Origin of the sequence: Paraflavisolibacter caeni, from assembly GCF_025628885.1 — a bacterium.
Taxonomy (GTDB): Bacteria; Bacteroidota; Bacteroidia; order Chitinophagales; family Chitinophagaceae; genus Flavisolibacter; species Flavisolibacter caeni.
Genome location: NZ_JAOTIF010000006.1, coordinates 211,787 through 233,175, shown reverse-complemented (window position 1 = coordinate 233,175; position 21,389 = coordinate 211,787). Strand labels below are relative to the sequence as shown.

14 protein-coding genes and 1 tRNA gene are annotated in these 21,389 nt (G+C 41.9%); 8 read left to right on the top strand and 7 right to left on the bottom strand.

What is annotated here, in order from left to right:
• Positions 1 to 289: 289 nt before the first annotated feature.
• A tRNA-Asp gene (locus OCK74_RS11070) sits at positions 290 to 363 on the bottom strand.
• A gap of 1,060 nt (positions 364 to 1,423) precedes the next feature.
• Between OCK74_RS11070 and OCK74_RS11065 the strand changes: the two genes are divergently transcribed.
• Genes OCK74_RS11065 through OCK74_RS11050 form a run of 4 tightly spaced genes read left to right on the top strand, consistent with a single transcriptional unit; the run spans position 1,424 to position 7,694 of the window.
• Positions 1,424 to 2,398, top strand: a complete 975-nt coding sequence (locus OCK74_RS11065) for a Gfo/Idh/MocA family protein (RefSeq protein WP_279297100.1) — start codon at positions 1,424 to 1,426, stop codon at positions 2,396 to 2,398.
• A gap of 4 nt (positions 2,399 to 2,402) precedes the next feature.
• The gene (locus OCK74_RS11060) at positions 2,403 to 3,803 is read left to right on the top strand and encodes a sugar transferase (RefSeq protein ID WP_279297099.1); all 1,401 of its coding nucleotides are present in this window, start codon (positions 2,403 to 2,405) and stop codon (positions 3,801 to 3,803) included.
• 43 nt (positions 3,804 to 3,846) lie between these two features.
• On the top strand, positions 3,847 to 6,759 hold the full coding sequence (locus OCK74_RS11055) for a M1 family metallopeptidase (protein WP_279297098.1): 2,913 nt from the start codon (positions 3,847 to 3,849) through the stop codon (positions 6,757 to 6,759).
• 14 nt (positions 6,760 to 6,773) lie between these two features.
• On the top strand, positions 6,774 to 7,694 hold the full coding sequence (locus OCK74_RS11050; RefSeq protein WP_279297097.1) for a hypothetical protein: 921 nt from the start codon (positions 6,774 to 6,776) through the stop codon (positions 7,692 to 7,694).
• Here the strand turns inward: OCK74_RS11050 and OCK74_RS11045 are convergent.
• The 5 genes from OCK74_RS11045 to OCK74_RS11025 all read right to left on the bottom strand — a co-directional run bounded on the left by OCK74_RS11045 (position 7,640) and on the right by OCK74_RS11025 (position 12,687).
• Positions 7,640 to 8,494: an FkbM family methyltransferase gene (locus OCK74_RS11045; RefSeq protein ID WP_279297096.1), complete on the bottom strand. Its 855-nt coding sequence runs from the start codon at positions 8,492 to 8,494 to the stop codon at positions 7,640 to 7,642. The two genes, OCK74_RS11050 and OCK74_RS11045, sit on opposite strands and share 55 nt — an antisense overlap.
• A gap of 2 nt (positions 8,495 to 8,496) precedes the next feature.
• On the bottom strand, positions 8,497 to 9,195 hold the full coding sequence (locus OCK74_RS11040; protein WP_279297095.1) for a 2-C-methyl-D-erythritol 4-phosphate cytidylyltransferase: 699 nt from the start codon (positions 9,193 to 9,195) through the stop codon (positions 8,497 to 8,499).
• Positions 9,196 to 9,234: 39 nt separating this feature from the next.
• Positions 9,235 to 10,236, bottom strand: coding sequence for a bifunctional heptose 7-phosphate kinase/heptose 1-phosphate adenyltransferase (locus OCK74_RS11035; protein WP_279297094.1), 1,002 nt, complete (start codon positions 10,234 to 10,236; stop codon positions 9,235 to 9,237).
• A 101-nt stretch (positions 10,237 to 10,337) separates the two neighbouring features.
• Positions 10,338 to 11,795 carry an APC family permease gene (locus tag OCK74_RS11030; RefSeq protein ID WP_279297093.1) on the bottom strand — a complete coding sequence of 486 codons (1,458 nt, stop codon included), beginning with the start codon at positions 11,793 to 11,795 and terminating at the stop codon, positions 10,338 to 10,340.
• Between the two features lie 304 nt (positions 11,796 to 12,099).
• Positions 12,100 to 12,687, bottom strand: coding sequence for an OmpH/Skp family outer membrane protein (locus OCK74_RS11025; protein ID WP_279297092.1), 588 nt, complete (start codon positions 12,685 to 12,687; stop codon positions 12,100 to 12,102).
• 196 nt (positions 12,688 to 12,883) lie between these two features.
• On the opposite strand from OCK74_RS11025, the gene OCK74_RS11020 reads away from it, so the two are divergent.
• Positions 12,884 to 13,150, top strand: coding sequence for a GlsB/YeaQ/YmgE family stress response membrane protein (locus OCK74_RS11020; protein ID WP_279297091.1), 267 nt, complete (start codon positions 12,884 to 12,886; stop codon positions 13,148 to 13,150).
• A 116-nt stretch (positions 13,151 to 13,266) separates the two neighbouring features.
• Here the strand turns inward: OCK74_RS11020 and rpoC are convergent, their stop codons facing one another.
• Complete coding sequence (gene rpoC, locus OCK74_RS11015) at positions 13,267 to 17,559, bottom strand: DNA-directed RNA polymerase subunit beta' (protein ID WP_279297090.1); 4,293 nt, start codon at positions 17,557 to 17,559, stop codon at positions 13,267 to 13,269.
• A 1,208-nt stretch (positions 17,560 to 18,767) separates the two neighbouring features.
• Between rpoC and OCK74_RS11010 the strand changes: the two genes are divergently transcribed.
• From OCK74_RS11010 to OCK74_RS11000, 3 genes are read left to right on the top strand one after another with little or no spacing between them, the layout of a single operon-like run.
• The gene (locus OCK74_RS11010) at positions 18,768 to 20,348 is read left to right on the top strand and encodes a hypothetical protein (RefSeq protein WP_279297089.1); all 1,581 of its coding nucleotides are present in this window, start codon (positions 18,768 to 18,770) and stop codon (positions 20,346 to 20,348) included.
• Complete coding sequence (locus OCK74_RS11005) at positions 20,335 to 20,877, top strand: hypothetical protein (protein ID WP_279297088.1); 543 nt, start codon at positions 20,335 to 20,337, stop codon at positions 20,875 to 20,877. The genes OCK74_RS11010 and OCK74_RS11005 overlap by 14 nt, the downstream gene beginning before the upstream one ends.
• Before the next feature lie 60 nt (positions 20,878 to 20,937).
• Positions 20,938 to 21,387, top strand: a complete 450-nt coding sequence (locus OCK74_RS11000) for a hypothetical protein (RefSeq protein ID WP_279297087.1) — start codon at positions 20,938 to 20,940, stop codon at positions 21,385 to 21,387.
• Positions 21,388 to 21,389 lie beyond the last annotated feature (2 nt).

The window sequence follows — 21,389 nt, the reverse complement described above, 5'->3', positions numbered from 1 at the left end:
GCATCATACACCAGTTGCACTAAAGTTTTCAGATAGGCATTCACGGACCTGATTTCTGAGCTTTTGAGTTCCTCTTTTTTGGGGTCTATGTAGCGTTTGCTGGGAATATCGGCTCGTTTTGGTTCATGATTTGGTACCCTACCCTCCCCTCGTATAACCGAAGTTCGAGGGCACCAAATAGGGCACTTCAAGTATGCGATTATCTGAATAATTTGGAGATGGTATAGAAAGTAAAAACCCCACAAAGCTTGTATTTGCGGGGTTTTAGTAAGATTTGATGTCTGAGTTGCGGACCGGACGGGACTCGAACCCGCGACCTCCGCCGTGACAGGGCGGCATTCTAACCAACTGAACTACCGATCCTTAAACGTTCTCCGTGTTACCGGTGTACCGTTTTGGGAGTGCAAATATAGGAGTTTTAAAAACTTCCAAACAAATTTTTCTTGAAGTTTTTTTCATACTCCATAACACCGCTCTTATTCTTCCCTAATCACCCATCAAGCCGATCATCCCCCACTCCTCCAGTCCCCCCATTGGCCGTTTTGACCGGAAGTGACCGCATTTGTCCGCTTTTGTCCACCTGAATCACATTTATCCTTCGTACCTTAAGTATACCTGAAGCATACCATAAGTATACCATAAGTATACCTTAAGTATACCTAAAGTAGGGCTAGAGTATTCCAATAGGATCCATCCATACCCTCTACTTACCCCATACTTAAGCCGTACCATAGGCATACCTTAGCCGTACCTAAGCCTAGGCTACTTCGACCATCCTTCGATCATCCTTCGACTATCCTTCGACCATCTTTCGACTATGCTTCGATCTGAATGGAGCAAATGCTCATAAATAAGGGGAAAACAACCTGCAGGCAGAACGCCCAAAAAGCCCTGAACGGAGTCAAGGGGGCTAAGCCTAAAGGTACAAAACCAACCCCCATTTTCCAAGTTTTGAATCCCCCCAACTTCAAACTCCAAACTTCAAAATTCAAACTTCAAACCTCAATACCCCATTCGTCATTCGCACGTGTCCGCCTCTGGCGGATTCAATTCATTCGTTATTCCTTCCTTTCATCCACGCTAAAGCATACCTCCTGTATAGATACTCCCTATCAAAGCCCACCCAAAGCCCAGGATAAAGCCTTAAAATGGCAAATTAGCTCCCATGTTCCTTCTTTACTCCGCCCACCCAACGTCCTACTTACGCCCTTTTCAGCCTGGGGTAATCCGATCCTAATCCACGGATGAGCACCGTTCCAAACCTGTCTCCTTCCTATTGAAATGGCTTAATCCTAATCTGGTTTCCGCCTGAACTACGACCAAGCTTTTGCCCAATCAAACGATCACTAATAAATTTTCCAATAGTCACTTACTCCTTTAGACTAGTCCGCTATCTTTGAAGCTTTAAAACTCAAACGGATTCATGCTTAAAATTGGCGTTTTCGGGACTGGTCACTTGGGAAAGTTTCACTTGAACAACTGGAAAGAAATTAATGACGTAGAGATCGTTGGCTTTTTCGACCCTCATGATGAAACAGCAGCAGCAGTTAGCAAGCAGTACGGCATTAAGCGATTTTTAAAGGTTGCAGAACTGATCGATGCCTGCGATGCGATTGATGTAGTAACACCAACCCATCTACATTTTGGCGTCTGCGAACAAGCTATCCGCAAAGGCAAGCATGTCTTCGTTGAGAAACCATTGGCTCATACCATGGAAGAAGCCGAGAAGCTGGTTAAACTGGTTCAGGAATCAGGTATCAAATTGCAGGTAGGGCACGTAGAGCGTTTCAATCCTGCCTTCCTGGCAATGAAAGGCTTTGAACTGAAGCCAATGTTTATCGAAGTGCACCGCCTGGCCCAATTCAATCCCAGAGGCACAGAGGTAAGTGTAATCCTTGACCTGATGATCCACGATATCGACATCATTTTAAGCATTGTTAAAAGCGATGTCCGCAACATTTCTGCCAGTGGTGTTGCCGTAATGACCGATACACCCGACATTGCCAACGTACGTATAGAATTCAACAATGGCTGCGTTGCCAATCTTACTTCGAGCAGAATTTCCATGAAGAAGATGAGAAAAACGAGGCTGTTCCAAAAGGATGCTTATATCGGTATAGATTTCCTGAATAAGAAAACAGAGATCATCAAAATGAAACAGGAAGGTGATGAAAACGTATTTGCCTTCGACATAGAAACCCACCAAGGCACACGCACCATCGCCATTGCAAATCCTCCTGTTCCTGAAGTAAATGCCATCAAGCGTGAATTGGAGGAGTTTGTTGCTGCGATAAAAAATAATACCCAAACGATTGTAAACGAAATTGATGGCTTCAGGGCTATGGAAGTGGCGCACCAGATCCTGGATAAAATAAGTCACAACCTTTCTGCCCAATAGCAGTATGGCGCTGAAAAAAAATATTTCTCCTTTTTGGTATGCAGCCAGCGACTACGTTTTTTCGGCCATTACTTGGGCGGTCTTTGATTCTATTCGAAAAGCATTACTGCCCGAAGACTTGCCACCTGTTGGTAATTGGCTTATACTTTTAGAAGTACTTTATATCCCTATTGGCTGGCTGATGTTATATTTTCTTTCCGGCAATTATCAGTCGCTCTACAAGAAATCAAGGCTCAAAGAGATCATCACCACCTTTACTTCTTCCCTTATTGGATGCACCCTTTTATTTTTCGTGCTCCTGGTGAATGATGTATACAACTACAATTACAATTACTATTATAAAGCTTTCGGTTCGCTGCTGGCACTACAGTTTTTCCTGACCACAATGGGCCGACTCGTTATTCTTACTTTGGTCAAACAACAGATCAGGCAAGGAATTGTACAGTTTAACAGCTTGCTTATCGGTAAGGGTGAGCAAATATCCAAAGCTTTCCGCCTCACAAAGGAGCAATTGGCTTTTGCAGGATATCATTACCGCGGATACTTAACTCTGAATGAAGAACCGCCACAAGAAGATATTGATTGTTTAGGCACATTGAACCAACTCGAACAAATTATTTATTATCATCAAATTGATCTTGTGGTTTTAGCCTTTCAAAAAAATAATGAGGCTTTGATTCAGAGTATCGTAAACCGGCTGGGCGAAAAAGATGTAGCTATAAAAATACAGGCAGATGATATGGATATTCTTGCGGGTTCAGTGAAAACAAGCAACGTATTAAGTCCCCTTTTGATCGACCTGAAAACTGGTCTCATGCCTCAGTGGCAGCAGAACTTCAAGCGCCTTTTCGACATCTCGCTATCCATAATAGCACTGATACTGCTGTCACCATTTATGTTGTATGTTGCTCTGAAAGTCAGGCGTTCTTCCGCTGGTCCCATTATCTTACGCCAGGAAAGAATTGGATATAAAGGCATTCCTTTCTGCATGTATAAATTCCGTTCTATGCATGTAGATGCAGAAAAGGATGGCCCTGCACTTTCTTCTGATTTGGACCCAAGGATCACGCCATGGGGCAGAATTATGCGCAAATGGCGGCTGGATGAATTACCCCAATTATGGAACGTTCTGCGTGGCGACATGAGCCTGGTAGGACCACGCCCCGAACGAAAGTTTTTCATCGACCAGATTACTTTACAATTCCCGTATTATAAATACTTGCTGAAAGTAAAACCCGGCCTGACATCATGGGGTATGGTTCAATTTGGTTATGCCGAAAATGTACAGGAAATGATCCAGCGCAGTCGCTTTGACTTGTTGTATCTTGAGAATATTTCGTTATTACTAGACTTCAAGATCATGCTGCATACATTGCGCATTATCTTTTTAGGAAAAGGAAAATAACTACTGTTACAACCATTAACTATAAAGTACAATTCATTTATCGATGAATAAATTACTTCTTTCAATACTTGCCCTTTGCATATTGTTAACTGCCCATTCCCAGACTTCCGCCTACTGGCAACAGCGAGTGGATTATTCAATTGATGTTTCACTTAATGACAAAGAGCATACGCTTGATGGCTTTGAAAAAATTACGTATACAAACAACTCACCAGATACATTACTCTATATATGGTTCCATCTTTGGCCTAATGCATACAAGAATGACAAGACAGCTTTCACCGACCAGGAACTCAAAAATGGAGAAACCAGTTTCTACTTTTCTTCAAATAAAGATCGCGGGTATATCAACCGCCTTGACTTCAAAGTAAACGGTATGGCTGCCCAAACCGTAGATCACCCACAGCATATTGATATAATAAAACTAGTATTACCAGCTCCACTGCTGCCGCAGCAAACCATAAACATCACTACTCCTTTTCATGTTAAACTGCCTTTCAACTTTTCACGAAGCGGCCATGAAAAGCAATCCTACCAGGCTACACAATGGTATCCAAAGCCCGCAGTGTATGATACCAAAGGCTGGCATCCCATGGCTTATTTAGATCAAGGTGAGTTTTACAGTGAGTTTGGAAAATATGATGTGCGTGTTACCATTCCTAAAAACTATGTAGTTGCAGCGACAGGTGTATTGCAAAATGCAGAAGAGAAGGAATGGATAAAGAATAGGAAATTGACAGGAAAGAATAATGAAAGTTTAGAACAGAATACAAAGAAAAAAGTTCCAGTAACAAATGTTGAAAGCCAGGCATCAAAGAACAAAAAGCAAAGCCCTAACACATCTCACCCATCCAAGCACAAAAAGCCAAATCCTCATCAAAACATTACTGGATCCCAGTTACCACCTGAAACCAAAACACTCCACTATGTTCAGGACAGCATTCATGATTTTGCATGGTTTGCGGATAAAGACTTTATAGTAAACAATGATACCTGCAAGCTTTCCTCAGGAAAAGTCATAGAAGTATATACTTATTACATACCGGGGTCCGAAAAGTTGTGGAAGAATAGTGTACAATATTGCAAAGATGCAGTCAGGTTTTACTCAGAAGAAGTTGGCGAATACCCATATGATGTAGTGAGTGCCGTTCAAGGCCCTCCTAGCAGTTTTGCTGGTGGCATGGAATATCCAACCATTACTTTAATCTCTCCCATGCCATCAGAGAAATTACTGGATAATGTATTGGCCCACGAAATTGGACACAACTGGTTTTATGGAATGCTGGCAAGTAATGAACGCAAAAGTCCCTGGATGGATGAAGGAACCAATTCATTTTATGAGTATAAATACATGGAGCGGAAATATGGGCCACAATTGCATGTTGAAGAGTTTTTACTCAGAACAAAGGCCGCTCAGAAAACAGACCAACCAATTGCAACCCCATCAGAGGAGTTCTCCCATTTAAATTATGCTTTATCAGCTTATCATAAAACAGCTGTTTGGTTCGAATTAATTGAAGAGAAACTGGATAAGGATAAGTTCAAAGAGTTGATGCAGCAATATTTCCAACAATGGCGTTTCAGACATCCACAGGAGGATGATTTCAAACAGCACTTTTCCAAAGCGCTAGGTAACGACACAGATAGCATATTTGGTTTACTACACAAAACAGGTATACTTCACCCTCCACTTAAAGGTTGGCGTATTGCCACACCTTTTGTACCAGGTACTTATAAAAAGTATATCAAATCCCCTTCACAACAGCTCTTAACTATTGCCCCGGCTTTTGGCTTCAACAGCTATGACAAAGCAATGGTCGGCGGAATCATTACCAACTATAAATTGCCCCCCTCTCCTTTTCAGTTTGTTGCAGTACCATTATACGCAACCGGCAGCAAACAGTTCGCTGGCATTGGTAGAATGAGTTATTCTATTTATTCAAGGAAAGCCATACGCCACACTGAGTTCTTTGTAAGTGGCTCAACCTTTGCAATGGATAAGGATGAAAACTCGGAAGGAAAGGCATTCTATGAACATTTCCGCAAACTTGCTCCTGGCGTACAACTTACTTTTAAAGAAAAGGATCCATTGAGTACTGTACGTAAAACAATTCAATGGAAAACATTCTTCATCGGTGAAGATAAATTTAATTACAGCACAGACACTGTTATCAATAATTCAGATACAAGCCTTCTGAAAAATATTAGCGTTTCTAAAGAGAGCCGTTATTTAAATCAGCTCCAGTTGCGCTATGAAAACATGCGGGAGTTATATCCATTTGATATCAGTTTACGTATTGAACAGGCTAAAGATTTCGTGCGGCCCACAGTTACAGCCAATTACTTTTTCAATTACCCTAAAGAAGGAGGAATGCAGCTTCGCTTTTTTGCAGGCAAGCTTTTTTTTACCGGAAGCAAAACCAACTCAAAGACGTTTGCCAACCAACGCTACCACCTGCAAATGACGGGACCAGACGGTTATGAAGATTATACTTACAGCAATTACTTTATCGGCCGCAATGAATTTGAAGGTTTAGCCAGCCAGCAGATCGCCATGCGGGATGGCGGATTTAAAGTACGCACCAATTTACTCGCCAATGAAGTAGGTGTTAGTGACAATTGGCTAATGGCAGTTAATTTATCATCCACGGTTCCTTCAAAGTTCAATCCACTTTCGATACTCAAGATTCCGATTAATTTATTTGCGGATATTGGTACTTATTCAGAAGCATGGGAATCAGACTCAGAAGCAGATCGTTTTCTTTTCGACGCAGGCATTCATCTCCCTTTATTGAATGGGAATGTAAATGTATTCATCCCACTTCTTTATAGTGATGTTTATAGCGATTACATTAAAACATATCTCACGGAAGATCGTTTTCTTAAAAAGATATCCTTTACAATCGAGCTGAACAAGCTACTGATCAACAAACTGAAAAGAGAAATTGACTTTTGAAACACGAATCATCCATGAACAATATTCAATACCTGCAACGGAAAGACATAGATGAAGAAGCATGGAACCGCTGTATAGATACTGCAGAAAACGGATTGATCTATGCCTACACCTACTACCTAGATGCCATGTGCACAGCCTGGGATGCTTTAGTATTGAATAATTACGAAGCTGTCATGCCTTTACCTTGGAGGAAGAAGTGGGGGATAAAGTATGTCTATCCACCAGCATTCACACAACAACTAGGAATATTCGGAAATAGAATTACCAAAACGCTGCACTTAAAATCATTAGATCTTATGCAAAGAAATTACGTTTTTGGTGAGTACTTCTTTAATTTTCATAATCCCCCAATAGGATTACAAAAAACAAACTATGTATTAAATTTAAACCAGAATTATTCTTCTATTCGTCAGAACTACAAAAGTGATTTATTAAAGAACCTTAAGAGATCTAATAGACATAAACTCCGCTATCAGTCATCAAGTAATTATCAGAATGCAGTTACTTTATTTCAATTAGAATATGGCAGCAGAATCTCTCATGTTAGTGCAAACGATTATAAAAATCTCAATATCATTCTTAAAGAATTACAGAAAAGAGATCAGCTTATAATCCGTGAAGTATTTGATGAAAAAAAGGAGATATTAGCCATATCTGTTTGTCCTAAAGACAATAAGAGAATTTATTTTCTTTTATCAGTCACTATAAATAATGGAAGGAGTAAACAAGCAAATCACTTTCTTCTAGATCAACTTATTAAAGAATTTTCAGGTAACTCATTATTATTGGATTTTGAAGGCTCTGACATTGCTGGGATTGCACATTTTTATAAAAATTTTGGTGCAGAACAACAAAAATACTTTTTTTATCGCTGGAATCAATTACCGTGGCCAATCAAATTACTTAAAGAAAAGTCTCTTGATGCCCAATAAATACCTTCAACCTCAGTATCTCTACTTAACTTCCTGATAGAAAAGCCAGAATTCGTTACCAAATGAGAAAAAGCACTAAAATTCTCCTGGGAATGTATTTCGATGATTAAGTTTTGAACCAGATCAAGCCATTCCGTGTTTCCTTCAAATAACCGGTGTTCAAATCCTTCAATATCAATTTTAACCAAATCTACTTTTTCAAAACAATGGTTCCTTATTAGTGTATTTAAAGATAAAGATTTTACTCGGGAGCCATTATAATCATCAATTACTCTAGTGTTATAAGCCAATCGAGCTTTTTCAAAAGAAAGAAACCCATCTGTTTCGGCTACAGCAGCATGAACAACAGTCAATCTGCTAATATGTGAATCGTTTTCAGTATTCCTCAATAAAAGGTCGAAGTTATCAGGATCTGGCTCAATTGCAATAATTTGAGCTTTGGGTGAGAGCGTCCCAAAAAATAAAGCCGTCATTCCAACATTAGCACCTACATCGACTATGCATTTAAAATCTTTCCAATCCAAATGTGGTACATGATAAACCCTTCGCCAAAAAACTTCATAAAATATTCCAATATCCCCTGAAAAAGTTCTCAGGAAGATGTTTCTTCTTTTCCCATTATGATTGAATAAATATCTATTCGGCGATTCTGATGTGCCTTGAAAGTGTTGTATTTCACTATTACAAAACTTGCTGAACCTTTTGGAATTCAAAATCAGAGTAAAAAGAGTTTCAATTGAACCTGAAACTTTTATACAAAAGAATAGCTTTGAAAAGAAGTCTTTTACTCTTCCTTCCATTACTACTGATTTATCAACTTATATTCCGAATGATTTAATAAGCTTTCAGCGAATAAGAGATCGACGGGGCGGGTGATTTTAATGTTGTTTTCTTCACCTTCTACGAGAGAAACTTTTAATCCAAAGGTTTCTACTACTGTGGCCTCATCGGTAAAACGTTCTTTGTAGTCAATTTCAAAGGCGGGCAATAAAATACGGCTGTGGAAGGTTTGGGGTGTTTGTACCAGTACTATTTTACTTCTATCCAGCACTTCATTGTCATTTCCTTCCTCGTTCAATAATCTTACGCTGTCTTTGCAACGCACGACAGGAACTGCACTACCACTATGGAGGGTATTCTGATAACAACGATGGATCAAATTCGTAGAGATCAGGCAACGAACTGCATCATGCACAAATACAATAGAATCCTGCCTTACCAGTTGCAAACCATTCTTTACAGAGTGAAAACGGGTTTCACCGCCTGCAGTGATCTGTATACGGGAATAATCAAAGTAAGCGTCTATAATCTCACGTCCCAGGTCAGTATATTGTTCCGGAAGAACCAGTATTATTTGGAGGTCGTCAAAGGCTTCCAGGAATGTTTTAACCGTATAGTAAAGAAGTGGTTTATCGTTGAGCATCAGAAACTGCTTAGGTGTAGCGCTTCCCATCCTGGATCCTGAACCTCCAGCTACTATAACAGCATATTTGTGCATCATAATTTTCTTTAATTGCGAGGTGCGAAGTTAAGTACGCAATTACGATAACTCCAAACTCTCCAGCAAGAGTTCACACTCGTGTAACAATTTATCTTTCCTGATGGCCACGGTTCCTACCTCTTCACAAACCAAGCCACCCGCAATATTGGCAATTTCAGCCATTAATTGAACATTTTTAGTTGCAGCATATACAACTGAGGCGGTAGCAATCACTGTATCACCAGCACCGGAAACATCAGAAATATTGCGCAGATGGGAAGGAATCAGACTAGACTTCTCCTTATTATGATAAAACACTCCCTTTTCAGAAAGTGTGATGAAGGATACCTGGTGCTTCAGCAAATTATTGAGTTCTAAGTGGATACTTTCTAAAGCTTGCAAATTCACCTCGCCAGACAGCAGGTTCAGTGCATCTTTAACTTCTTTTAAATTTGGTTTAAAGATGGTAACATGCCTGTATTCAAAGAAGTTTTTCCGCTTCGGGTCAACGGCAGTAATAATACCAGCCTCCCTGCATATAGAAATCACGCTTTGTATGACAGCCTGAGTCAGAACTCCTTTGTTATAATCCTCCAGAATTACAATGTCAGGCTTTTCCTCCCGCACGAACTTCTCAAACAAGTCAAGCAGGCGGCTTTCTTCTTCAGTACTTAAATCATGTGTATTTTCTGCGTCCAGTCGCATCATGTGCTGATTACGGCTAATCACCCGTGTTTTGTTGGTAGTGATGCGGCTTGAACTGGAAACAGAATAGGAAATATCAATATTATTTTTAGCAAACAGTTGATATAATTGTCTGCTTTCTTCATCATCGCCGGTAACAGAAAGCACAAAGGCCTTTGCACCCAGAGATTGAACATTCAATGCCACATTACCAGCTCCACCAATGCGCTGCTCCTTATGGTGCAGGGAAACAATAGGAACAGGAGCTTCAGGAGAAATCCGATCCACATTGCCCCATATATAAGAATCCAACATTACGTCGCCTATGATGCCAACCTTAAGTGTATTAAACTTTTGGAATAAGTCTTTGAAATCCATGCTGTTTGAGTTCACAAGTTTACAAGCTCACGGGTTCAAGAGTTTACGGGTTTATGAATTGAATAAACATCCGATTCGAGAACCAGTGAGTTCCTGAACTTTTACTTTTTACGGGCCAAAGCAACAAAATATATTGGAATTCCGATCAAAACAATGATCAATCCTGGCCAGGTAAAGCCTGGTTTATAAATTAATAACGCTAAACAAAAGGCTAAAGCTATAACTATGTATAAGATGGGCAGCACAGGGTAACCAAAGGCTTTATAAGGCCGTTCAGCATCCGGACGCTTTTTGCGCAAAATAAAAATTCCAGCAATAGTAAGGATATAAAAGATAACCACTACGAAGGAAACATAGTCAAGCAAGTCGCCGTACTTGCCGCTTAAGCATAGAATGCTAGCCACTACACACTGGATCCACAAGGCAACTTCAGGTACAGCATTCTTATTGAGCCTACCGGTTTGTTTAAAGAATAACCCATCCTGCGCCATGGTATAGTAGACCCTTGCCCCTGCCAGAATCAAACCATTATTGCAACCAAAGGTAGAGATCATGATCATGATGGCCAGTATAGAAGTACCAGCAGCACCAAAAATCTCTTGCGAGGCAGATAGGGCAATACGGTTGTCTTTAGCAAAAGCCAATTCATTGATAGGCAATACAGCCAGGAACATCAGGTTGGTAGCCACATAGATAATAGTCACGATCAATGTTCCCATGAACAGGCTCAGGCCAATATTGCGTTGGGGGTTCTTAATCTCTCCTGCAATAAAAGTCACATTGTTCCAAGCATCAGAGCTGAATATTGAGCCTACCATTGCAGAAGCCATTGCACCGGCTGTAGCAAGTCCAGCTAAGGAGACCCAAGTATCTGAGCCTGTCCAACCGTTGATTCTTGATGAATGTTGCTTCAAATTCCATGCATCTGTCCAGTTGGCATCCCAAACGCCCGCCTTTGATGCGAACAAAAGACCAAACAGGATCAATCCAAAGAGAGCAATTAACTTGGCTAATGTAAAGGTTGTTTGAATAATCTTGCCTTCCTTAACACCTCTCGTGTTTATATAAGTAAGGAGGACAATTAAAAGTATTGATACCATTTGCGCCGCAGAAACATGGAAGCCTTCTGCACCACCAATGATGTAGTTTTTATCACTGAGTGCGGGAAAAATATAAGCAGCGAACTTGGCAAAAGCAACTCCTACTGCGGCAATCGTACCTGTCTGGATCACTGCAAAGAAACTCCATCCATAAAGGAAGCCCATTAAAGGGTTGTATGCCTCTTTCAAATAAACATATTGCCCGCCAGCCTTAGGGAACATAGCACTTAACTCACCATAGCTTAAAGCTGCAGTCAGCGTCATAAAGCCAGTAATGAGCCATGCTGCAATTAACCAACCTGCAGATCCAAGGTCTTTCAGCATATCAGCGCTTACAATAAAAATACCGGAACCGATCATTGATCCAGCAACAATCATGGTAGCATCGAGCAGGCCTAGTGATCTTTTAAAAGCTTTGTCCTCGTGGATCGCTTCTTTAGGCGATAAGATTTCTTGCATTGGTGGTTAATTTGGGCGTCAAGATAAATCAAATGATGAATAATCCGAATTACAAATGACGAAATAAGGGGATACTCTGGTATTTTAAGCCCATCGTTATTGAATTGAAAAGGTAAGATCAATCCATAAAGCCTGTTTGACCCTAATTAGAGCTATTACCATCAATAAAAAATAGGATGTATCAAAAGTAAAATGAAGGCGCTAAGCATCGCATAAATGAAAACTGATTCCATCACCTAACCGAATAAAAAAGGGTGTCTCGGACTTTAGAGACACCCTTTTTTATTGATAATAGCGTTATTTATTACTTTTTTGTATAAGTATTGTTCAGTCCTTTGATCAGATCATTTGTGATGTTGTATACGGTATCACGATAGTAGAACAATCCAGGTTCGTAAGCAAATATATATGAGTAGCCTTTTGTTTGGTTGTAATCTTTCAGGTAGTCTTCGATTTTAGTTTTCACATCACGCATTTTGCGCATATAAAAGTCTTGATATTCCTGATCCAAAGCTTGCTTCCTACTTTGAAAACTTTGTTGAAGCTGCATCATATCTCTTGTTGCCATTTCGGACTGCACCTGATTCATGGTTGCAGCCTGGCTTTGATACATGTTCCCTTTGTCGCGGACAGTTTTTTCCAGACGAGCAAGTTCGCTATTAATAGCATCTTCTTTCTTTCCCAGTTCGGCTTTTACGTCTTTTACCATGGAAAACGAGTTTTCCAGAGAATCCATTTCGAAGTAAGCAATCTTGAATTCTTTTACAGGATCTGCTTCTTTATTTACAGCAGCTTTTGGTCCAGGATTTTTCCCAGAAGAAAGGTGGAGAAAGAATAAAACACCAACCAGAATAAAAAGAATAATGTTAGAGACAAGTAATCCGCGATTCATGTAATGATTTTGTGCAAAATAAAGGGCAAATGCCTATTAAACCAATGAGTTAGTGGCTTTTTATTAAACATTAACAGGGAAAAAGTGGTAGGCTGGCGTTTGGAGTTTGGGGTTGCCTTGCTGGTTGAAAATAACCCATGAGCTGGGACTTTCCTTAGCGGTATATGTTTTGATTATTAGTGCATAAAGTAGAGATATGGGGATTTTATCATGGATTTTATTAGGACTTGTTGCGGGAGCAATTGCCAAGGCCCTAAGGCCGGGCAGGGACCCACAGGGCTGTTTTGTAACGATGTTCATTGGTATTATAGGCGCTGTTCTCGGAGGTTGGATTGCGACCATGTTGGGATGGGGACGTGTGGACGGCTTTAACCTATATAGCATTTTGATTGCCACTGGTGGTGCAGTATTGGCATTGATTATTTGGGCTGCTGTGACGGGAAGAAGGGATAGAGAGGTGTGAGGATATAGATGAGTGGTGAATAGTGAATGGTGAGGATGGTTTATCATAAAAAAGAACCCCGCAGGTGCGGGGTTCTTAACTATTATTTATCTTAAAGAGATTCGATAAATCTGTGATTACTCTTCTTCATCAAAGTTCATGGCTTCGCGAGTAGTTTGCAACAGTTCGTATTCTTCTTTGCTTCCTACGATAATGCTTTCAAACTCACGGAGACCAGTACCTGCAGGAATTGGGTGACCAGTGATCACGTTTTCCTTCAAGCCGAGCATGTCATCAGTCTTACCCTGGATGGCTGCAGAAGACAACACTTTGGTTGTTTCCTGGAACGAAGCCGCAGAGATCCAGCTTTGCGTACCCAACGAAGCTTTGGTGATACCAAGCAATGTTGGAGAAGAAGTAGCAGGATGTGCATCACGGAATTCTACCAACTTCCTGTCAGAACGACGGAGGATTGAATTCTCTTCACGTACTTCACGCAGGCTTACAATCTGACCAGCTCTCAGTCTTGTGGACTCACCAGGTTCAGTTACCACTTTCTTATCAAATATCCAGTCGTTCTCTTCAACGAATTCGAACTTGTCAACCAGGTCTTCTTCCAGGAACTTAGTATCACCCGGATCAACGATTGATACTTTACGCATCATTTGACGTACGATTACTTCGATGTGTTTGTCGTTGATACGCACACCTTGTAAACGGTAAACTTCCTGGATCTCATTCACCACATATTGCTGAACGGCGAAAGGTCCTTGAATTGACAGGATATCCTGAGGAGAAACCTGACCATCAGAAAGTGGAGAACCAGCTTTGGTAAAGTCACCATCCTGTGCGAGGATCTGACGAGTCAGAGGTACCAGGTATTTCTTGGTCACACCATCTTTTGCTTCAATGATGATCTCGCGGTTACCACGTTTCACAGCACCCATACTTACCACACCATCGATTTCAGATACAATAGCAGGATTGCTTGGGTTACGAGCTTCAAACAACTCGGTTACACGTGGCAGACCACCGGTGATATCTCTCAATTTACCTAATACGCGAGGAATCTTCACGATTACCTGGCCGGCTTTCACGCTATCACTTTCTTCTACCACGATATGGCTACCGGTTGGTAAGTTGTAAGATTTGCGTTCTTTGCCTTCCACTACCATTGAAGGAATTTTCGTTTTATCACGGGTTTCAATAACCACTTTCTCGCGGTGACCAGTTTGTTCGTCAGCCTCTTCGCGGTATGTAACACCTTCAATAACATTCTCGAATTTCAGTGTACCATCGATCTCAGCAACGATTACGTTGTTGAATGGATCCCAAGTACATATCACATCACCCTTCTTGATCTGCTGACCATCTTTCACCTGCAGTGTAGCACCGTAAGGTACGTTGTTGGTGATCAACAGACGGTCGTTCTTGGTATCCATGATCCGAACCTCACCGGTACGGCCAATTACTACCTGAACTTTATCGCCTTCGTTATTTAAAGTAGTTACAGAACGAACACCGTCGAACTGGATTGTACCGTCGAATTTGGCAGTTAATGTAGATTCTACTGCAGCAGAACCGGCCACACCACCCACGTGGAAGGTACGCAGGGTTAACTGGGTACCAGGCTCACCGATGGACTGAGCGGCGATAATACCTACAGCATCACCTCTTTGTGCCAGGTAGCCTGTTGCCAGGTTTTTACCATAACACTTCACACAAGTACCGCGTTTGCTTTCACAGGCCAGTACAGAACGGATCTCAACGGTTTCTATACCTACTTCTTCGATCTTTTCAGCAACCTCAGGAGTAATTTCTTCACCTGCAGCAATGATCAGTTCTTCTGTAAGCGGATTATAAACATCGTGAACTGATGTACGGCCTTCGATACGGTCGGACAGCGGCTCGATAATATCTTCATTATCTTTTAAGGCTGAAGTTGCGATACCACGAAGTGTTCCACAATCTTCTTCTGTGATCACCACATCCTGAGCTACGTCCACCAGACGACGGGTCAAGTAACCGGCATCGGCTGTTTTCAGGGCCGTATCGGCAAGACCTTTACGAGCACCGTGGGTAGAGATAAAGTAGTCCAATACGTTCAGACCACCTTTAAAGTTGGAAAGGATCGGGTTTTCGATGATCTCAGAGCCAGTAGATCCAGATTTTCTTGGTTTGGCCATCAGACCTCTCATACCAGCCAACTGCTTGATCTGCTGTTTGGAACCACGGGCTCCAGAGTCAAGCATCATATATACTGAGTTGAAACCTTGCTTATCAGAAGCCAGTTCGCGGATCAACGTTTCAGTGATGCGGGTATCCACACGGCTCCAAATGTCAACGATCTGGTTGTAACGCTCGTTGTTGGTAATCAGACCCATGTTATAGTTTTCCCACACTTCCTCAACTTCCATCTTCGCATTTTCCAGCAGTTCGTTCTTGATATCAGGGATGATCAAGTCATTGATAGAGAACGACAGGCCACCAGCGAAGGCCATACGGAAACCAAGTTGTTTGATATCATCCAAGAACTTGGCAGTTTTAGGAACGTTGGTAATGCGGATGATGTCACCAATGATCTCACGAAGGTTTTTCTTAGTGAGCAGGGCATTGATGAAACCAACCTCTTTAGGAACGTGCTGGTTGAACAGCACGCGACCAACTGTAGTATCGATCAGTTTATGCACTAATTCGCCTTCAGCTGTGCGGATATTGGCTTTCACCTTGATGTGCGCATGCAGGTCGATACGACCTTCGTTGTAGGCAATAATTACTTCCTCTTCGCTGTAGAAAGCTTTTCCTTCACCTCTTACCTTTTCAGTTTCGGTAGACTTTCTACCTTTTGAAATGTAGTACAGACCCAATACCATGTCCTGAGAAGGCAGGGTGATTGGCGTACCATTCTGAGGGTTCAGGATGTTGTGAGAAGCCAGCATCAGCAATTGGGCTTCCAGAACGGCAGCATTGCTCAGAGGCACGTGCACCGCCATCTGGTCACCGTCAAAGTCGGCGTTGAAGGCCGTAGTAACCAATGGATGCAGCTGAATGGCTTTACCTTCTACCAGTTTAGGCTGGAAGGCCTGGATTGATAAACGGTGCAGTGTTGGGGCACGGTTTAACATTACAGGGTGACCTTTCAGGATATTTTCGAGGATATCCCAAACAACAGCTTCTTTTTTATCTACCAGCTTACGGGCAGATTTTACTGTTTTAACGATACCTCTTTCGATGAGTTTGCGAATAATAAATGGCTTGAACAGCTCGGCAGCCATATCTTTAGGCAGACCGCACTCGTGCATTTTCAGCTCAGGGCCTACTACGATAACGGAACGGCCAGAGTAGTCAACACGTTTACCCAACAGGTTTTGACGGAAACGACCTTGCTTACCTTTCAGAACATCGGAAAGGGATTTCAGGGCGCGGCCACCTTCAGCCTTAACGGCGTTGGATTTACGGCTGTTATCGAACAGGGAGTCAACGGCTTCCTGGAGCATACGCTTTTCGTTGCGCAGGATCACCTCAGGAGCTTTGATCTCCAATAAGCGTTTCAAACGGTTGTTGCGGATGATCACACGGCGGTACAGGTCGTTCAAGTCAGAAGACGCGAAACGGCCACCATCCAGAGGAACCAACGGACGCAATTCCGGTGGAATAACCGGGATATACTGCATTACCATCCACTCAGGGCGGTTGGTGATACGGGTATTGGCATCACGGAAAGATTCAACAACAGACAGACGTTTCAAGGCATCTGCTTTACGTTGCTGGGAAGTTTCAGTAGCGGCAGCATTGCGCAGGTCGAATGACAACTGATCCAGGTCGATGCGGCCCAGCATGTCGTGCACGGCTTCAGCACCCATCTTAGCGATGAATTTGTTTGGATCTTCGTCAGGAAGCATCTGGTTATCCTTTGGAAGTGAATCCAGGATGTCCAGGTATTCCTCTTCTGTCAGTAAGTCGCCCAGATTCTGGCCTTTATCGGCACGGATACCAGACTGGATTACCACGAAGCGTTCGTAATAAACAATGCTTTCCAGCTTTTTGGAGCTCACACCCAGCAGGTAACCGATTTTGTTGGGCAGGCTTTTGAAATACCAGATGTGCACTACGGGCACAACCAGTTTGATATGACCCATTCTCTCACGACGCACTTTCTTTTCAGTTACTTCTACACCGCAGCGGTCGCAAACGATCCCTTTGTAACGGATGCGTTTGTACTTACCGCAGGCGCATTCGTAATCCTTAACCGGGCCAAAGATCCTCTCGCAGAACAAGCCGTCTCTTTCAGGCTTGTACGTACGGTAGTTGATGGTTTCAGGCTTTAAAACCTCACCGAAGCTCTTTTCAAGGATGCTGTCAGGTGAAGCCAGTCCGATGGTAATTTTGGAGAAGGTCGCCTTCGGACGATTGTCTTTTCTTAGAGCCATACTTTGATTTCTATTTTTAAAAATTTTCTGTATTCTTAATTAGATACGGGCAGATTGGACATAATAATAGAATTATCCCCCGGAAACCTCCGGGCAGCACAAAATGCACCTGTTATAGTGCAACAATGTTGAGTATCAATAAAATAAGAGATAATCGCGCCGCCGAAAATGCCAATATACCTAAATTAAGAGGGCAAAGGTAAGATAAAATTGAAAAATAATGGAGTTTGAATATGGGATGGGGAGGAATTAGGGGTTTTTTGGGATTTTGAGATTTTGGGGTTGGAGTTGGGTGGGTTGGATAAGGGGATCGTAGGGTGTAGGTATATGGTAGGTACGGGGTTGATCCGGAGTAGTATAGGAGTGGTCGAGGAGGAGGTAGTTAGCATGTACGGCTAATGTTTACTATAACTCTACTATAAGTTTACTATAACTTTACTGTAAGTTTCCTATAACATTACTATAAGGTAAATGAGTGGAATGACAATTGGGGGAGAAAATATGGTAGATGAGAGATGATAGTTGGTAGATGATGGATGAGAGATGGCAGAGGGGATTTGGGATTTTGGAATTTAAAGATTTGAGGGTTGAAGTTTAGGGTTTGGAGTTAAGGGAGGGGTCAAAATCTGTTTCGTGCTTCAGGTATGCTGTAAGTATGCTTCAACTATACTCCAGGGACACGGTTGGAATACTCTAGGTATACTTTAGGTATACTTATGGTATACTTAAAGTATACTGAAGCAACGAAGGATGCATGCTGCCGGAGGGGACAAAAGCGGTCATTTCCTGCCATTTTGTGCCAAACCGGCCATAAGGATTGGAGGGAAAAAAGGGTTGTGGTAGTTTTAGGGGGTAAAGGGCTTTAGAGATAAACAGGTATTTATTGTCAATTCAAAGAGAGTGGTGATAGTGGATAGCGAGCAGGTGCCAATTCTAATTTGACAGACATTTCTTTTGACAGACATTTCATTTCCATGTCGGATCAAGATAACAATGAAGTAGGCAAATTAATTTGAATATTGCAATCTTCCTTTTTCAATTATACATTTCTGTTAGTTGGTGCTTTTAATTGGAATATTTCCATAAGATTATTAACTTTAGTTATCATAGTTCCTATTTAAATCCTCCTAACTCTGCGCATAGTACCTGCGCTGAAATGCTAAGCACCAAAGCCTTTTTTCAAAAATGCCTGAATCAATATGGATTGTATGAAAAGTATCAGAGCTTTTCGTAATGTACTTCTGTGCGTCAAGTTGAATTTTATTCTTTTCAATTGTCTTTTATCGTTTTTACCAGCATGTAAAACAGTGCCGGTAAAGAGAGAGATCAAGGCTGTCCAGGAAATATCGTCGATCAGTCCTACACAAAAGTTTGTGAAGACCCATATGAAAGATGGGAAAGTGTACATTCTCCATCACTGGGTTTATGATTCGGCCAGGTATGTAATGGCAGGATATGGTTCCCTGCTTGATATTAACCGTAATGTTATGGAAACTCGCGGAGGCGAAAAGAGAACAAAGGACGAACCATTCACTATTCCACTTACGGAAGTTGCATTACTGGAAACGAATGATCCTGGTCCTTCCATTGCTGGCGGATTGGGTATTGTAACGGGTATTACAGCTGGATTTACTATTTTCTGCATTGCCAATCCCAAGGCATGCTTTGGCTCCTGCCCTACTTTTTATGCGGATAATGGAGATACACTTGCTTTACAGGCTGAAGGTTTTTCAACCAGCATATCCCCTTCTCTGGAAAAGAATGATATTGACATGCTTTATTCGGCGCGCTACAAAAAGGACTTTGCATTAGTTGTGACCAATGAAGCACTGGAAACGCATTCTATCAGGTTTGCCCATATACTAGCGTTTGAAAAGCAGGGCACTGAACGGGTTTTTGTTAGTGCTGATGGCTCATTTTACAAGTGTAACAATGTTTACCAGCCTACCAGTTGCAAAAGCGATAGCGGCGATTGTATGAATAAGATCCAGTCGGTGGATGGTGATGAATATTATTCCATGGCTGATGCGGATAATCTAAATTCCAAAGAAGAAATCATTGTATCGTTTAACACTGAGCAGGCGCAGGAATTGGGACTGGTTATTGGCAAGCGGCAAACACTTCTGACCACATTCCTGATGTATCAAGGGCTTGCCTATATGGGCAATTCGGCAGCATACTGGTTGGCGGAAATGGAAAGGGGCAAGATAGCACGCAGGGAAACTGTTTTTGATTTGCTGGGAGGAATTGAAGTTTTCGCCAAGGATGAGAACGGCAACTGGCAACCAGAAGGGAAGTTACATGAGACCGGGCCAATTGCAACAGACTTCAATATTGTACCACTTGCCAGCAAACACCTAGGAAGGGTAGACTTAAAATTAAGGCTCAATAAGGGGCTATGGAGGATTGACTATCTTGGATTGGCAACCATTTCAGGGAAAGTGTCTCCTACTGTGATACAACCCTATGCTGTTGAGACCATTAAGGGAATGGAATCGAATCCATTGGGAAAGCTTACCCGTGAGCAGGAATACCTGGTGACCTATCCCGGAGACTCCTACAAAATAAAATATCAATTACCGTATAACAATGCTGAATTATTCCTTGACTCAAGGGGGTATTACCTTGAATGGATTCGAACGGAGTGGATGAACGAGCAGAATTTCCGGAAGCTTCATCTTATGGTAAACAAACCCTCGCTGTATCTAAAAAGAGCAGCACGACCGTATAAGAAGATTGAACCCACCATGGAAAAAACATTTTGGAATAGCCGTTATGTTCAAAAATAATTTCATACTGGTCATCATCATCCTGATCATCATCATTCTTACGCTGATCTGCAGTTGCCGTACCGTGAATGCGCCAAGGGGATCGGTACCCAGTCGAACAGGTATCGAAAACGATGCTTACGGCGGATGGATCTCCGCTGTGTTAGAAGATGGTCAGCAACCGATTTCAGGCGAGTTTATAGCGGTGAGCAACGATTCATTGTACATTATGTGTAGCGAACAGGTTCAATGCATTGTTTCGTCCAGTGTAAAGACGGCAAGAATCATTTTATATAATACGCAAACTTCTTCTTATGCGCTTTGGACTACCCTAGCCTGTATTGGTACGTTTGCAAACGGGGCTTTTGCTGCATTTACTTTCCCTGCTGCTTTAGCAACGGGCATTGCAGCGACAAATGCAGAAGCAAACCGGATCAACTTTTATGATCATCCGCGATATAGCTGGCAAAAGCTGAAGAAATATGCCCGCTTTCCCCAGGGGTTGCCCGCTGGGATCAGGATTGAAGAGTTGAAGCCGAGAGGAAAGTAGCAGGGATGCGGGAATGCAACATTTTGTTCGCTTCAGCTGTCCTTATATAAATTTCCGGGTATGAAAAGCTCTTTTCTCCTGATGGGTTTAATTGGATTCGTGTTCTTTTCATGCACAAAGTTTTCAGCGGATTGCGATCATAAATCTGAGCCTAAATCCTTAGACGGCACCTGGAAAATGGTTCTTGTGAAAGACAATTCAACCAGTGCTGTCACAACCAAGCCCTCAACAGTTCAAGGAGATGTCATTCTTACTTTTATTTCCAACAGTCCAACAACAGGATCATTTACGGGGAAAACGCCCTCAAACGACATTGGAACAAATGCTTATACGACAGGACCCAACCAAAGGCTGTCCATACCTAATTTGAATATGACAAAGGTTGGTGAAACATCCTGGGGTGGTTTATTTGTAGACAATATCAGGAATGCCCAACAATATAGTTTTGAGGCCGGAGAAAAATTAAACATCAAAACCAGCAATAAAATCCTTGCATTTAACAAGCAGTAGAC